A 15136-nucleotide genomic window follows, 5' to 3' on the forward strand; every position below is an offset into this window, starting at 1 on the left:
TCAGCTTTCTGCTGCTGCAGTGAGCAGGGTCGGGGTCGCCGGTCGATTGTTCGCAGGCGCTGCAACGGCCGACAGCGTCGCGGGACGGGGGATCGCCTCGAGCAGAGTGCGGGTATAGGCGGAGCGCGGGCGAGTGAAGATCTCTTCGGTCGCGCCGTCGTCGACGATGTGTCCGTGCGACATCACGGACACCGTATCAGCGATCTGGCGGACGACAGCGAGATCATGGGTGATGAAGACGTAGGTCAGACCGAGCTCCCTCTGCAGCTCGTCGAGCAGGGTGAGGATCTGCGCCTGCACGGTCACGTCGAGAGCCGAGACAGCCTCGTCGAAGACGACGAGTTCGGGTTCGACGATGAGGGCGCGGGCGATCGCCACTCGCTGCAGCTGTCCGCCGGAGAGTTCGGCGGGACGCCGATCGAGGAAGTCGGCAGGCAGCGCCACCCGGTCCATCGCTTCGGTCACGAGCCGCGGTCGGGAGGCGCGATCGCCGAGGCGGAAGTTGCGCAGCGGCTCCGTCAGCGTCGACCGGATCGAATGCTTGGGATCGAGAGCGGAGAACGGGTTCTGATGGACGAGCTGCACGGTGCGCCGGAACTCCCGCAGCCGCTGCCGTGAGGGACGACCACGTCCGAGCTCCGCAGCATCGAAGTCACCGATGCGCACATGCCCGGACTGCGGGGTGAGGAACCCGGTCAGCGCTTTGCCCGTGGTGGTCTTGCCCGAGCCGGACTCGCCGACGAGACCGTGCGTGGTCCCGCGCGCCACGGTGAAGTCCACACCCTCGATGCCGGTGATCCGATCATCCGTACGGTCGAAGACATGGGTGAGCGATTCGACGGAGACGAACGGGTCTGTGGACTCCCTGGTCGCCTCGGCGCGGGCAGTTCGTGCCTTTGTCTGCAGTGCGGGAGCATCGGCGATGAGACGGGTGGTGTAATCGGTGGCCGGGTCGGAGAAGACCCGTCCGGCCGGCCCCGATTCGACGATGCGTCCGCCCTGCATGACCACGACCTCGTCGGCGCGTTCGCCGGCGACGGCGAGATCGTGGGTGATGAAGAGGATGCCCATCGCGGTCTCGGCGCGCAGTTCATCGAGAAGGTCGAGGACCTGCTTCTGGACGGTGACGTCGAGGGCGGAGGTGGGTTCGTCGGCGATGAGCAGGCGCGGGCGCAGCGCGATGGCAGCGGCGATGAGCACACGCTGCCGCATCCCACCGGAGAGCTCATGCGGGAACTGGTCGGCCCGCTTCTCCGGCTGGTCGATGCCGACCCGGTCCAGGAGCTCGACGACCTGGGCACGAGCCTCGGCGCGGCCCGCGCGACGGTGGATGCGCAGCGCCTCGGCGACGGAATTGCCGACCGTCTGCAGCGGATTGAGCGAGGACCCCGGATCCTGTGGGACGTAGCCGATCTGAGATCCGCGCACACCGCGCCAACCGGAGTTGCCCAGGCTGAGCAGATCAACCTCGCCGAGGCGGATCCGCCCGGCCGCGACCCTGGCCGAGGAGGGAAGGAGACCGATGACGGCGTTCGCCGTCGTCGACTTCCCCGAACCCGATTCCCCGACCACGGCGGTCATCGAACCGGGACGGACCGCGAGATCGAGCTCGCTCACGGCCGGTGCCGCGGAGCCGCCTCGGTGGGAGTATTCGACGGACAGGCCGTCGATGCGCAGCAGTGAGGAGTCGGTCATGATGTCACCTTTCGCAGGGTGTTGCCGATCTGGTGGGTGGCGAGCACGATGGCCATGACCACGAGGCCGGGCAGCACTGTCAGCCACCAGGCGGTGGCGACGAAATTGCGGCCTTCAGCGATGATGAGTCCCCATTCCGGGGTGGGCGGCGGGGTGCCGTAGCCGAGGAACCCGAGCGTGGAGATCTGGAGGATCGCCGACCCGACCTGGAGGACCGCCAGCGAGAGCACGGGAGAGATCGAATTCGGGAGGATATGGCGAGTGAGGACGGAGAAGAAGGTGCCGCCGGAACCGTAGGCCGCGGCCACGAAGTCGCTCGTATTGATCTGCACCGCCTGTGACCTGGCGAGACGCGCGAACTGCGCGATGGCGGTGACGCCGACGGCGATGGCCGCGTTGATCGTGCCGAAGCCGAGGACCACGACGATCGAAAGGCTGAGCAGGATCGCGGGGATGGACAGCAGCACATCGATCAGGCGCATGAGCACATCGTCGATGAGTCCGCGCCGGGTGCCGGCGATGAGCCCGATCGTGGTGCCGACGATCAGCCCGACGCCGACGGCCACGAGCGCGGCCAACAGGGACTGGGAGGCGCCGTAGACGACTCGGGTGAAGGCATCCCTGCCGGTCTGGTCGGTGCCGAACCAATGCTCGAGACTCGGTGCCAGCAGGGCAGGGGTGTCTCCGCCGTCGTTGGGGTCGAAGTGGGTGAAGAGCCCGGGAGCCAGCGCCCAGGCGACGGCGATGAGCAGAACCAGAGCGGAGACGATGGTCGCCGGGGAGAGCGCGGCGCGTGCCCGGCCGCCGCGTGCGCGCCGGGTCTCGGTGCCCTGGCCGCGGGTGAAGACGATGCTCACGAGTTCTTCTCCTTCGTCTCGTCATCCCATTCGAGGTCGACGCCGACGCTGGCAGCGGATGCCGTGAGAGCGCGACGTGTCGGTTCGTCGTGGCTGCGCAGGGCCCCGCCCGCCGAGGCGGAGCTGCGTTTCGTGCGCAGCCGGACGTCGATGACGGGGTAGAGGAGGTCGACTGCGAGGTTGATGATGACGTAGCCGAAGGTGGCGATGACCACGACGGCCAGGAGGATCGGATTGTCTCGGTGAGTGACCGCTTGGGCGGTGATGAGTCCGATGCCGTTGCGGCCGAACACGGTCTCGGTGACCACGGCGCCGGCGACGAGTTCGCCGAAGACGAGGCCGATGATCGTCAGCCCCGGCAGCACCGCATTGCGGGCGACGGTGTGGACGAGGATCCACAGTTCGGAGGCGCCCTTCGCGGTGGTGACCTTGACGAAGCCGGAGGCCTGCGCCTCGGTGATGGAGCGGATGAGCACCTGGGCGATCGGGGCCGAGAGCGGAACCGCCACGGTCAGGGTCGGCAGTGCGAGCGCCTCGGCGGGGCCGGGATCGACGACTGAGACGACGCCGAGTTGGAAGGAGAAGACCTGGATGAGCAGGATTCCGAGCCAGAACACCGGGATCGAGATGAAGAGGCTGGGCACCGAGTCGAGGACCCGGCGCACCCGAGCCGTCGGCCCGGTGGACGGTCCGAAGGTGGCGAAGACGGCGATGATCACGGCGAGGACGAGGGCGGTGACGAACCCGGAGGCCGCGAGGACTGCGGTCGACGGCAGAGCCGCAGCGATGATCGTCGACACGGCCGCACCGGTCTGGACCGAATAGCCGAAGTCGCCGGTGAGGAACCCGGTGAGGCTGAGGACGTAACGCGACCACCAGGAGTCGTCGGCACCGGTGGCCTCACGGATCTCAGCGATCTGGTCATTGGACAGACCCAGCGCCGGATCGGCGAAGCGGGCAGTGACGCCGTCGCCGGGGATGAGGCTGAGCAGGATGAACGCCGCTGTGAACGCGAGCAGCAGCACGAGGATCGCTTGGCCCAGGCGCAGGAAGAGGTAACGGGTGTCGAGGATCATTTCTCTCCTGCCAGCCAGGTGCTGTAGAAGTCGGGCCGTCCCACGGGTTCGGTGGCGAAGCCGTGGACGCGGCGGCGGAAGGCGAAGACCTGCGGCTCTTCGAAGAACGGCAGCACATAGGCCTGGTCGACGAGGTAGTTCTGGACCGCCTCGGCGGCCTGCTGGCGCTTCTCCTGGTTCGGTTCGGACGCCAGCGTTTCGAGGAGTTCGTCGACCTTCGCATCGAGCGAATCGTCGTCGGCGTCGGGGCGGTCGGCTCCGTTGAGGAAGACATCGCGGTTGACAGACGAGTAGTTCGAGCGCAGGTTGTCGAAGTCGGCGCGGGCGACCATGGAATGGTAGATCTGCACGGTGTCGAGTTCGAGGGCGTCGAGGGTCTGCTTCGATTGGTCCCCGGGATTGATCGACAGGCGTACGCCCACGCGGCGCAGCTGCTGTTGGATGAGGGTCTGGACCTCGTTCGACCGCGGCTGCGGCAGAGCGATATTCACCGTCAGCGCCAACGGCTGCCCATCTTTGACCCGGTAGCCCTGCTCGTTGCGCTCACTCCACCCGGCCTCATCGAGGAGGCGATTCGCCTTGTCCGGGTCGAAGTCCCACGACCCCGACTGGTCGACATACCCCATGGCGCCCTTGGCCAGCAGACCGGTGGCCAGCGGGTAGTTCGGGGTGAAGAGCTTGTCGACGATCTCCTGGCGATCGATGGCGGCGATGAGCGCTCGCCGGACGTCGATATCGGCAAGCAGGTCGTGGCGGAACCGGAAGTTGATGCTGTTGTTGATTCCGTTCGTCGCCTTCGCATAGAGGCGCAGCCCCTGCTCGGTCACACGGGACTCGTCCGGAGCCTGGACGTCGCGGACGCCGTCTGCCTGTCCGGAGAGCACAGCTCCGATGCGCACGGAGTATTCGTTGTTGGTCAGATAGTCGATGCCGTCGAGGTGAGGTCGGCCCTGGTGCTTCAGATGCGGGGGAGCCCAGTCGTAGTCTTCGCGGGCACGGACGGAGAGCTTCGTGCCGATGGTCTCGGCCGTGATGTGGAAGGGCCCGCAGGTGTGGATCTGCGTGGCTCCGCCCGGGCCGAAGCCTTCGGCGTCGAGGTCGAGAGTGGAATCGGCGAGCAGTCCTGCGTTCATCGTCGACGTCGCCTGCGCGAAACCGGGGGAGGGGGCGGAGAAGTGGAACCGCACCCGATGCTCGTCGAGGACTTCGCTGCGCTCGTAGTTCGAGATCTGCTCGGACACAGGCAGCGTGCGTGCTTCGTCGCCGAGACCGAACAGGTCGAAGTTCTTCGCCACATTCTCAGGAGTCAGCGGTGAACCGTCCGAATAGGTCACGCCTTCACGGATGGTGAATGTGTAAGTCGTGGCATCGGCGTTCGTCTCCGGCAGTTCGGTCGCCAACCACGGATAGAGCTCGAGTGTCTTCGGATCCTGCCACAGCAGGCGTGCGGAGATGTTGTTCATGATCCCGCCGTTGGGGTAGAAGCCGACCGACGGCGGGTAGAGCAGAGTCCAGGTCTGGGGTTCGAAGTAGGTGAGCACTCCACCGCGGACGGGTTCGCCCTCGGCCAGCGAACCGGAGTCGTGAGGTGTGCAGGCGCTGAGGGTGAGCAGAGTGCCGAAACCGAGACCGAGGCTGAGGACCGAGCGGCGGTCGAGGCGGCGCTGAGTCAGACTCGCGGAGGCGGAGAGACGGTCCGGCATGGAAGAGGTCCTTCGGGCAAGTGGGATGGTACAGAGGGAGCTGAGAGTGATAGTTCAACAATATGCGGACAGCGCACGTGCCGTTGACGGCAGACAGAGGCGGTGTCCGGCGTGGAGCCCGAAGTGGATGCGCATGCCATGAGTAAAGCGCATCCGTGCAATCGCCGTCAATCCGGGGCTTAATATAGAGACATGTTGAACAGTGCGGAATTCGATCATCTCGTCATTGCCGTCCCGGATCTGCAGAAATATGTTGAGCAATGTGAGGGCCGTCTGGGGGTGAGTGCGGTCGACGGCGGTGCGCATCCGGGCTTGGGCACGGCCAACGCGCTGCTCGGACTCGAGCTCAGCGATGAACTCTCCGATTCGCTGGGACTCACACGTCAGAGCGGTCCGAAACCGCTGACGTACCTCGAGATCCTCGGTCCCGACCCCGAGCAGGACCCGGCGCTGGCGGCCACGCGGTTGGCCGGGGTCACCGCGCCGACCGTGCAGAGGTGGGCGATCCGTCCGGACGATTTCGACGGCTTCGTCACGGCCGCTGCGCGGTCACGGGAACCGCGCGTCCGCCTCGGCGAGGTCCATGACATGACCCGCCGCAGACCGGACGGAGCCGTTCTCGACTGGCGCCTGACCAGGCACACCCCGCTGCCGTGGTCGGGGATCCAGCCGTTCCTCATCGACTGGAAGGACTCCGAGCATCCCGCGATGCAGGAGATGCCGTCGGTCCGACTCGAGCGCCTGTGGGCCACGAGCGACGACCCGGATGCGGTAGGTTCGATCCTTGACTTCTTCGGCATCGGACTCGACATCATTGCCCTCGATGTCGAAGAAGGGGAGACTGAGGGCCTACACGCTCATCTGAAAGGTCCGGGTGGATCATGGACTCTCTGAACACTATTCCTGCGCAGCTCGACCACCTCATCATCACGGTGCCCGACCTCGACGCCGGGGTCGCCGCCGTGGAAGAGGCCACCGGGCTGCGCGCGGTTCCCGGCGGTTCGCACCCGGGGCGAGGGACCGCGAACTATCTGCTCGGACTCACCCCGAATGGTTGGCCGGAGGGAGCCCACACCTACCTCGAGATCCTCGGCCCCGACCCGCAGCAGGAGCCGCCCGCCGACGGCACCCTGCCGCTCGACGCTCATCTGGCCGCCGAGCCGACCTTGCAGACCTGGGCCATCCATCCGCCGGCGTTCCTCGCGAAGATCGCGGCCGCGAACACCGCGGGCATCGACTTCGGCGAGGTCCAGGACATGGCTCGGGACACCGCCGAGGGCGACCGCCTCGAATGGCGACTGACCACCCGATCTCCATTGCCGCATGATGGTGCGCAGCCGTTCCTCATCGACTGGGGCGAATCCGTCCATCCCGCCGAGGCGGCCCTGCCCGCCCTCGAACTGCTCGATTTCCGTGTGGAATCGCCGGAGCCCGAGGCGGCGCGACAGGTGCTCGAGGTACTCGGGGCCGGTGACACCGCGGTGGTCGAGGGACCGGACTGTCGTCTGCGTGCCAGGTTGCGCGGGCCCGGCGGCATCCTCGAGTTCTGATCACTCGCCGAGAAACGGGCTGAGTGTCGAGACACGGGTGTGTGCGCACGTTTCTCGACAAGCAGCCCGTTTCTCGATGAATCGGCAGGAGATAGACTCACAGGCGTGCTCAGTCGAACCCGTCTTGTCTCCCGTCCACGCCTCCGCACCCTGACCTCGCTTGCCGCTGTCTCGCTGATCGTCGGGCTGAGCGCCTGCGCGCCCGCCGCCGACGAAGAGACCCGGCCGACTCCGAAGGCAGTCGAAACGCAGGCCGCCTCGCCGGGCCCGAGCGGCTCAGCCACCGAAACCAGCGAGCCCACCGAGACCTCGAGCATCGACGACGCGGGAGCCGCCGGGGTGAGCGAAGGCGATATCGACGATCATGGCAGCGGAAAATGGGACCGGCCGAAAGAGGAGACCGGACCCAACCGCGACGAGGGCAAGACGTTCAAGGTCGCCCTGCGCGTCGAAGACAACCTGCCCATCGACGTCGATGAGGCCGGCGACTTCATCATCAAGACCCTCCAGGACGAGCGCGGCTGGCAGGACATGGACGACGTCTCCATCGAGCTCGTCGATGAAGGCCAGGACACGATGATCTCCATCGCCAGCCCCGATACCGTCGACGAGATGTGCCTGCCGTTGCGGACCCTGGGCAAGCTCTCATGCCGCAATGGACCCAACGTCATCCTCAACGCCAAGCGCTGGGTCTCCGCCACGGAGGAGTTCGACGATATCGTCCAGTACCGGCAGTACCTCATCAACCACGAGGTCGGTCACGCTCTCGGCCACGGCCACGAATCCTGCCCCGGACCGGGCAAGACCGCACCGCTCATGCAGCAGCAGACGAAGGGCCTGCAGGGGTGTGAGCCGAACGGATGGCCTTCGAAAGGCTAGTTCCGCGGCAGTCGCGGACAGACTCCGGCCGCGATACAGCGCAGGCCCCGCAATTGCGGGGCCTGCGCTGTCATTGTGTAGACGTGCGTATCAGTGCTTGGGCGAGCGGGGCCGCAGAGAGTAGTCTTCGGCACCTCGCGTTGCCGTCTCGTACTCGATCTCATCGCTGACGGAGCTCGTGCCCGAGGGGGCCAGCGAACCAGGCTGTTCGACGACAGCGATGCTGTCGGTCGCGACGACCTCACGCTGATGGTCCGTCGGGGCGCCCGCATCGATCTTCGTGGCCAGAGCCTTCTCACGAACGAACATGAGGATGACTGCCGCGATGATTCCCAGCGGGCAGACCCACAGGAAGATCGGCACCAGCGCATCGCTGTACGCATTGACGATGATCGAGTGGATCGGATCGGGCAGCGACTTGACCACTTCGGGGGTCAGTGAGTTCGACCCCGTGCCCTTCATCGCCTGGGCGCCCTGGGGTCCCAGGGACTTGATGCCGTCCTCGAGGTTGGATGCCAGCCGCGAGGTGAAGAGCGAACCGATCAGCGACATGCCCAGCGTGCCGCCGATCTGCCGGAAGAAGTTGTTCGACGCCGTGGCCGTGCCGACCATCGCCACCGGGAACGAGTTCTGGACGATGAGCACGAGCATCTGCATCGACAGTCCCAGGCCGAGGCCCAGCACACACAGGCAGCCGATGACGACGAGAACGTTCTGATCGGCCGTGACGAAGGTCCCCATGAGGAAGAGGGCGACGCCGACGATCGCGCTGCCGAGCACCGGGTACCACTTGTACCGTCCCGTCTTCGAGACGACGAAGCCGATGATGACCGAGCTCGGCAGCATCACGGCCATCATGGGCACCATGAGGAGCCCGGCCTTGGTCGCTTCGATCCCGTGGGCCATCTGCAGGAACGTGGGCATGTACGAAAGTACGCCGAACATGCCGATGGCGATGCACATGCCGGCGATCGTGCAGAGGACGAAGTTCGTGTCCTTGAACACGAACATCGGGATGACGGGTTCGGGCACAGCCTGTTCGACGAAGACGAAGACGACGGCGCTGATGACGGCGATGGCGATGAGTCCGATGATGATCGGATCGTCCCAGTCGTACTGATGCCCGCCCCACGAAGTCGTGAGGATGAGTGCCGAGGTGAATTCGGCGATGAGGATCATGCCCGCGACATCGACATGGCGTTTGACCGACCGATCCGACTTGGGGACCTTGAGGAAGAGGATGGCGGCGATGAGCGCGAGCACGCCGAACGGAAGATTGAGAGCGAATGTCCAGCGCCAGCCCGGACCCTCGGTGATCCAGCCTCCGATCAGCGGTCCCGCCACCGAGGTGACCGCGAAGTTCGCCCCCATGATGCCCATATACGGGCCGCGTTTGCGCGCCGGCACAACCGCGGCGATGAGAGCCTGCGAGAGGATGATGAGACCGCCGCCGCCGAGGCCCTGAATGACGCGTGCGGTGATGAGGACGGCCATGTTGTGGGCCAGGAAGCCGACGATCGAACCGAGGATGAACATGCAGATGGCGAAGATGAAGATCTTCTTCCGGTTGAACGAATCGCCCAACTTGCCGTAGATCGGCATCATGATCGTCGACGCCAACATGAACGCCGTCGAGACCCACAGCATCTGGTCGACGCCGTTGAGGTCACCGACGATGGTCGGCAGGGCCGTGGCCAGCATGGTCTGGTTGAGCGAGAACATGAACATTGCCAGCATCAGGCCGGTGAATAGCAGGATGACCGACGAGGTCTCGATCTCCGGCTCCTCCTCGGCGCCGTGCTGCTTCTCGGCAGCGGGCTCGGTGGCGGTAGTGGTCATTTCAGCCTTTCTAAGAGGGTCAGGAACAGTTCGATCGAGGAGGTGAACGCCTGGTCCACCCGTTCGTCGTCCAATTCGTGTTCGGTGTCGAATCGCGCGGAGGCGAAAGCGTGCTCGAGCGGGATGCTGCACAGCTGCGCGAGCATCCGCGTGGCCCGTGCGGCGGTGTCGTCATCGGCAAAGGTGATTCCGCGACGTTCGATCCGCCGGCGGATGCCGGTGATGATCTGCTCGGAGTAGTGCCGTTTCGTCTCCATGCTGAGCATGCCGAGGTGCGGATGCCGAGCCTGGATCGCGCGCAGCTTCTGCTTGTTCGCCGACCGCGGCAGCAGGAATTCGAACGCGGCGCGGATGGTGAAGGAGAGATCCTCCACCAGACGCTCGCGCCGGGGCTCGAAGTCCTCGATGAATCGCTGCAGAGCGGCGGCGATATCGTCAGAGGTCGTCAGTCCGACGATCGCCATCTCCTTGGTAGGGAAATAGTTGAAGAACGTGCGCGTCGAGACCACTGCAGCTTCCGCGATCCGAGCCACAGTCACCTCGTCGAGTCCATGATCGAAGACGAGATCGACGGCCGCGGCGTGGATGGACGCACGGCGCTCACGGGTCTGGCGCTCGCGCAGGGATTCGGTCGGTTCGGAACTCACCAGAAAATTATGCACCTCTTGCAAATTTGCACCAAATGCAGAAATGCATTCAATGCATTTCTCGACGGTGATGTTGTTCACACTCCGTCGTCGGGCGGTCGACAGGTGGGAATATATGCCTGCATGCACCTGTTGATTGAGTCGTATACGCTCAACTTTGAAAGAGGAGGTCAGCTTTGGCCACATTCTTCGGACCCGCAGGCTCGGGCGGAGACTCGTTCGACGAGTTCCTCGCTCGTTTCCTCCAGGGGCAGACCGGAGCCCGCCGAGGCCGTTCCGTCGACATCAACCGACTGCTGAGCAAGCGCAGCCACGAGGCCATCGAAGCGGCCGCGGAGTTCGCAGGACGACACGGTCAGTCCGAGGTCGACGCGCTCCACATCCTGCGCACCATGGTCGATTCCGAACCCGGAATCTCCGCCGTGCGCCAGGCCGGCGCCGATCCCGAGGCCATCGCCCATGCGATCGAAGAGCGCCTTCCGGCCAGCACCGACACCGAGGCGGATTCCACGCCCACGCTGACCGGTTCGGCCCAGCGCGCCCTGCTCGACGCCTACCAGGTGGCGCGAGCCTTCGGGTCGACCTACATCGATCCCGAACACATGTTCTTCGCCTTCGTGCTCAACCAGGAGATGCCCGCCGGTCGGATCCTCGCCCAGGCAGGCGTCACCCAGGCTGCACTGCAGGCCGGTGCCGAGGCGGCCGAAGCCGCAGGCATGCACCCCGGCCAGGAGGCCGAAGGTGAGGACGGTCAGGAATCCGTGCTGGAGAAGTTCGGCACGGACCTCACCGAGCTCGCAGCCGAAGGCAAACTCGATCCCGTCATCGGCCGCTCGGAGGAGATCGAACAGACGATCGAGATCCTCGCCCGCCGGACGAAGAACAACCCGGTTCTCCTCGGCGAGGCCGGTGTCGGCAAGACCGCGGTCGCCGAAGGCCTCGCTCAGGCCATCCACTCGGGCGAAGTTCCCAAGCAGCTGCAGGGCAAGCGCATCATCGCGCTCGATATGCCCGGAATGCTCGCCGGCACGCGCTACCGCGGTGACTTCGAAGAGCGCCTGACCGGAGCGCTCAACGAGATCGCCGACGACGGGGACATGATCGTCTTCGTCGATGAACTCCACACCCTCGTCGGCGCCGGCGGCAACGGCGAGGCGAACTCGATGGACGCCGGCAACATCCTCAAACCGCGACTGGCCCGCGGCGATCTGCACATGATCGGCGCGACCACGCTCAAGGAGTACCGCACCATCGAGAAGGATTCGGCTCTCGAACGTCGCTTCCAGCCGGTGACCGTGGGCGAGCCGAGCGTCGAGGACGCGGTGACGATCATCGACGGGCTGAAGGATCGGTACGCGGAGTTCCACGAGGTCACCTACACCGCAGAGGCGGTCCGCGCGGCCGTGGAGCTGTCGAACCGCTACATCACCGACCGGTTCCTGCCGGACAAGGCCATCGACCTCATCGACCAGGCGGGCGCCCGGATGTCGCTCAGGCGCGGACCCGCGGTCGATATCGACGCGCTCAAGCTCAATCTCTCCGAACTCGAAGCGGAGAAGAAGTCCGCTATCGAGGTCGAGGACTACGAGCGTGCCGGCCGTGTCCGCGATGAGATCAACGAGGTGACCGCTCGGATCGAATCCGCCGAGAACCCGGACGCGGAGGCCGTGAAGACCGCTGCCGCCGAGGCGATCATCGGTGAGCAGGAGATCGCGCATGTGGTCTCCCGGGCCACCGGAATCCCGGCAGCGCGGATGACGCAGAGCCAGAAGGCACGACTGGCGAACATGGAAGAGGTCCTCCACGACCGCGTGGTCGGACAGGACGAAGCCGTGACCGCCGTGTCGCGCGCCATCCGCCGCAGCCAGACCGGTATGGCCGATCCCAACCGTCCCATCGGCAGCTTCCTCTTCCTCGGCCCCACCGGTGTCGGCAAGACTGAGCTGGCGAAGGCTCTGGCGCAGACCCTGTTCGACGACGAGTCGGCCATGATCCGTTTCGATATGAGCGAGTTCGGCGAACGCCACACGGTGTCCCGCCTCGTCGGTGCTCCTCCCGGCTACGTCGGCTACGACGAGGCAGGGCAGCTGACGGAGAAGGTCCGCCGTCGCCCGTATTCGGTCATCCTCCTCGACGAGGTCGAGAAGGCCCACCCGGATGCGTTCAACCTGCTGCTGCAGGTCCTCGACGACGGACGACTCACCGACGGTCAGGGCCGCACGGTCGACTTCCGCAACACCGTGGTCATCATGACCTCGAACCTCGGTTCCGAGTTCATGTCCGGCACTCCGCTGGGCTTCGCTTCCGGGGCTGCGGGAGACGCGGAGAAGGATCTCAAGGCCAAGGTCATGGGTCGCCTCAAGGAGTTCATGCGGCCGGAGTTCATCAACCGCATCGATGACACCGTGATGTTCTCGCGGCTCGATCGCGAGCAGCTGCGGTCCATCGTCGATCACCAGCTGGCCGCGTCGAAGCAGCGCCTCGAGGCTCAGGGCATCGCCCTCGACGTCTCGGCAGAGGCTCTCGACTGGCTGGCCGATGAAGGCTACGAACCCGAGTTCGGTGCCCGTCCGCTGCGTCGCACGATCCAGCGCGAGCTCGACGACCGCATCGCCGATCTCCTCGTCACCGAGGCGGTCGATGAGGGCGGCACCGTGCGTGCCACGGTCGTTGACGGCGCACTCAAGGTCGTGGCCGGTACCCGCCCGGAGCCGATCATCGCCTGATCACCGAGGCGGCCCTGTACCGGCCGTCGCCCCTGAGTGACGCGTTCGAACCGGAATGAGCCCGGGACGAAAGATTCCGTTCTTTCGTCCCGGGCTCTGTCGTTGCTGCGGGCAGCGTCGCGTCCCGGGTCAGCCGCGGGTGGCAGAGGACTGCTCGGGCTGGGGATCGTTCGCGCCGAGAAGGCGGTTGAGGACGAGCCGTTCGCCGAGCGTCCACGTGGTCGTCGTCGCCAGGTAGAGAGCGGCGGCCAAGGGGACGAAGAGCGCGAAGATCGCGGTGAGGAAGGGCATGAAGCTCAGGGTCTTCATCACTCCTGACAGATCCGGCATCGCCGGAGCATCTGCCCCGGTCTTCGTCGGGGGAGCGGTCGGGGTCTCGGGTGTGGCCGGGGTGAGCAGGTGTCGGGAGAACCCGGCGACGACGGCGATGAGGACGACGAGGATGAGGTAGACCGTGATCGCGGTGCCGGTCAGATCGCCGGCGCCGAGCAGTCTGACGAAGCTCGTGTTGAGAGGCAGGCCGAAGAGCGTATGCCCGAGCAGCTCATTGGCGTGCCCGCCGATCGTCGCATTGATGAAGAGGCCATAGACGGCCATGAGCACTGGGGTCTGTGCCAGCACCGGCAGGCATCCGGCGAAGGGGGAGGCATTCTCCTCTTTGTACAGCTCCATGAGCTTCTGCTGCATGAGTTCGGGCTGCTTCTTGTACTTCGTCTGCAGCTCTTTGATCTTCGGGGCCAGTCGTTTCCGAGTGATGCCTGCCCTGACCTGGGACACCCCGACGGGGATGAGCACGGCGCGGACCAGGACGGTGAGCACGATGACGGCCAGGGCGGCACTGAAGCCGCCGGCGAGCGGTTCGAGAATGTCGCTGATCCCCGTGACCACCGTGTAGGCGGCCTCGACGAGCAGGCGGATGGGCAGGAATTCGTAGATGTTCACGGGTGAGTGTCCTTCGGACAGGGCGCACTGAGGCGCGGTTGATTGGGCCGTTGCAGGCCATCACCGTGACAATTGCCCGCGCCGAGGCGGGGGAGGCGTTCCGGACGGAACAGGTCGTTCAGGCGATGGCGTGAACGACGGAAGAGGGGGCTCTGGGCAGGGCCGTACCTGGAGTTCCGGGCTCTTCCGGCATGCGGAATTCGCGGATGCTTCGGCGCGTGCTCGGCAGAGCCGGCGGACGCGACGACAGCGAGAGCACACGCAGCAGAGCCATGCTCGCCCATGCGGCGATCGGCGTCAGCAGGGCCGCACCGAGGAGAGCCAGGACGATGAGATGAGTGGGGGACTGGGGCACGACCGAGTCGAGGTCGGAAGAGAGCACGACGACGAGCAGCTGCAGAGTCAGCCACATATTCGCCATCATCTCGCCCCCTAACCAGTGCGTCGATGCTAACACGCGGGCCTGTGCGGAGGTCTCAGTCCTCTGCGTCGGCGGCGAGGTCCGGATCTCGGGCGAGACGCACGAGCGCGGCCGCGAGGCCGGCGAGGTCGTCGTCACCGACCAATGCGGTCAGCTTCTCGTCCTGCTCCGGCAGCCCGGCCGTCTTTGCGCCCCTGCGGACGAGCGGGTCGAAGGCGGGTCTCACCGAGGGCCAAACCTGCTGGACCTCTCGGAGGAAGATCGACGCTCCGGTCGGACCGATGCCGGTGAATTCCTGCAGCAGCCTCGCAATCCGACCAGGCTGCCCCTCGGCCTCATCGCGCAGCTTCCGCAGGTCCCCGTCCCAGCGGTCGATGAGCAGATCGGCGGCCTCGGCCAGACGGGTGGCAGTGCTCTCGTCGTAGCGCCGATATCCGCCTCGACCGAGCGCATCGACCCGTTGCTGCCACGTGCTCGCGCGCAGACGCTGCGGCGTCCTCCACTTCGCCGAGAACAGCTCGCGCGCGCTCGCGAGGGCGATGTCGGAGCTGATGCGCGTGGACAGGAGCAGGCTGAGGACGAGCAGCTGCCACAGCGGGGCCGGCTTGTCCCGGAGAGTGATCGCAGCCTCCGCGGCGAAGGTGCGGCCGTGCGCATCGATGAGTCGAGCGGCGTGCTCTCGCTGTGTGCTCATGCGGCCGATCCTATGTCCGGGCCCGGTCGAAGAGTCAAGGGCCACCGGAGCCTCAGCCGCCGGTGCCGTCCGCTCACAGCGGCACGGTCCCGCTTCCAGCGGATCCG

General features: G+C 65.9%; 13 protein-coding genes. 4 read left to right on the forward strand and 9 right to left on the reverse strand.

The genetic code is table 11. From position 1 onward, the window contains the following. The 4 genes from ACOZ9V_RS04615 to ACOZ9V_RS04630 are packed head-to-tail and all read right to left on the reverse strand — an operon-like array spanning position 1 to position 5331. Positions 1-1695 carry a dipeptide ABC transporter ATP-binding protein gene (locus tag ACOZ9V_RS04615; protein ID WP_181270978.1) on the reverse strand — a complete coding sequence of 565 codons (1695 nt, stop codon included), beginning with the start codon at positions 1693-1695 and terminating at the stop codon, positions 1-3. Further along, a complete protein-coding gene (locus ACOZ9V_RS04620) occupies positions 1692-2552 on the reverse strand; it encodes an ABC transporter permease (RefSeq protein ID WP_373284079.1) in 861 nt (286 codons plus the stop codon). The genes ACOZ9V_RS04615 and ACOZ9V_RS04620 overlap by 4 nt, the downstream gene beginning before the upstream one ends. Beyond that, positions 2549-3628, reverse strand: a complete 1080-nt coding sequence (locus tag ACOZ9V_RS04625; protein WP_181270977.1) for an ABC transporter permease — start codon at positions 3626-3628, stop codon at positions 2549-2551. Before ACOZ9V_RS04625 ends, ACOZ9V_RS04620 begins: the two co-directional genes overlap by 4 nt. Further along, entirely contained in the window at positions 3625-5331 is a 1707-nt protein-coding gene (locus ACOZ9V_RS04630; protein ID WP_434594056.1) for a TIGR04028 family ABC transporter substrate-binding protein, read from the reverse strand. The genes ACOZ9V_RS04625 and ACOZ9V_RS04630 overlap by 4 nt, the downstream gene beginning before the upstream one ends. A gap of 192 nt (positions 5332-5523) precedes the next feature. Here ACOZ9V_RS04630 and ACOZ9V_RS04635 point away from each other — a divergent pair, with 192 nt between their 5' ends. The 3 genes from ACOZ9V_RS04635 to ACOZ9V_RS04645 all read left to right on the forward strand — a co-directional run bounded on the left by ACOZ9V_RS04635 (position 5524) and on the right by ACOZ9V_RS04645 (position 7760). Next, positions 5524-6225, forward strand: a complete 702-nt coding sequence (locus ACOZ9V_RS04635; RefSeq protein WP_434594059.1) for a VOC family protein — start codon at positions 5524-5526, stop codon at positions 6223-6225. After that, positions 6213-6881 (forward strand): VOC family protein, encoded by a 669-nt coding sequence (locus tag ACOZ9V_RS04640; protein ID WP_181270974.1) that lies wholly within the window; start codon positions 6213-6215, stop codon positions 6879-6881. The genes ACOZ9V_RS04635 and ACOZ9V_RS04640 overlap by 13 nt, the downstream gene beginning before the upstream one ends. A gap of 105 nt (positions 6882-6986) precedes the next feature. Continuing rightward, positions 6987-7760 (forward strand): DUF3152 domain-containing protein, encoded by a 774-nt coding sequence (locus ACOZ9V_RS04645; protein ID WP_180345645.1) that lies wholly within the window; start codon positions 6987-6989, stop codon positions 7758-7760. Between the two features lie 90 nt (positions 7761-7850). On the opposite strand, the gene ACOZ9V_RS04650 is transcribed toward ACOZ9V_RS04645, so the two are convergent. Next, the gene (locus tag ACOZ9V_RS04650; RefSeq protein ID WP_139469346.1) at positions 7851-9599 is read right to left on the reverse strand and encodes a DHA2 family efflux MFS transporter permease subunit; all 1749 of its coding nucleotides are present in this window, start codon (positions 9597-9599) and stop codon (positions 7851-7853) included. Further along, positions 9596-10246: a TetR/AcrR family transcriptional regulator gene (locus ACOZ9V_RS04655; RefSeq protein ID WP_248284024.1), complete on the reverse strand. Its 651-nt coding sequence runs from the start codon at positions 10244-10246 to the stop codon at positions 9596-9598. Before ACOZ9V_RS04655 ends, ACOZ9V_RS04650 begins: the two co-directional genes overlap by 4 nt. A gap of 176 nt (positions 10247-10422) precedes the next feature. Here ACOZ9V_RS04655 and ACOZ9V_RS04660 point away from each other — a divergent pair, with 176 nt between their 5' ends. After that, positions 10423-12972 (forward strand): ATP-dependent Clp protease ATP-binding subunit, encoded by a 2550-nt coding sequence (locus ACOZ9V_RS04660; RefSeq protein WP_434594064.1) that lies wholly within the window; start codon positions 10423-10425, stop codon positions 12970-12972. A 129-nt stretch (positions 12973-13101) separates the two neighbouring features. Here ACOZ9V_RS04660 and ACOZ9V_RS04665 read toward each other — a convergent pair whose 3' ends face one another. The 3 genes from ACOZ9V_RS04665 to ACOZ9V_RS04675 all read right to left on the reverse strand — a co-directional run bounded on the left by ACOZ9V_RS04665 (position 13102) and on the right by ACOZ9V_RS04675 (position 15029). Next, positions 13102-13914, reverse strand: a complete 813-nt coding sequence (locus tag ACOZ9V_RS04665; RefSeq protein WP_181270972.1) for a YidC/Oxa1 family membrane protein insertase — start codon at positions 13912-13914, stop codon at positions 13102-13104. 118 nt (positions 13915-14032) lie between these two features. Further along, the gene (locus tag ACOZ9V_RS04670; protein WP_181270971.1) at positions 14033-14338 is read right to left on the reverse strand and encodes a hypothetical protein; all 306 of its coding nucleotides are present in this window, start codon (positions 14336-14338) and stop codon (positions 14033-14035) included. 52 nt (positions 14339-14390) lie between these two features. Then, complete coding sequence (locus tag ACOZ9V_RS04675; protein ID WP_181270970.1) at positions 14391-15029, reverse strand: endonuclease; 639 nt, start codon at positions 15027-15029, stop codon at positions 14391-14393. Positions 15030-15136: the final 107 nt, after the last annotated feature.

This window comes from Brevibacterium sp. 1718, from assembly GCF_051131255.1.
GTDB lineage: Bacteria > Actinomycetota > Actinomycetes > Actinomycetales > Brevibacteriaceae > Brevibacterium > Brevibacterium sediminis.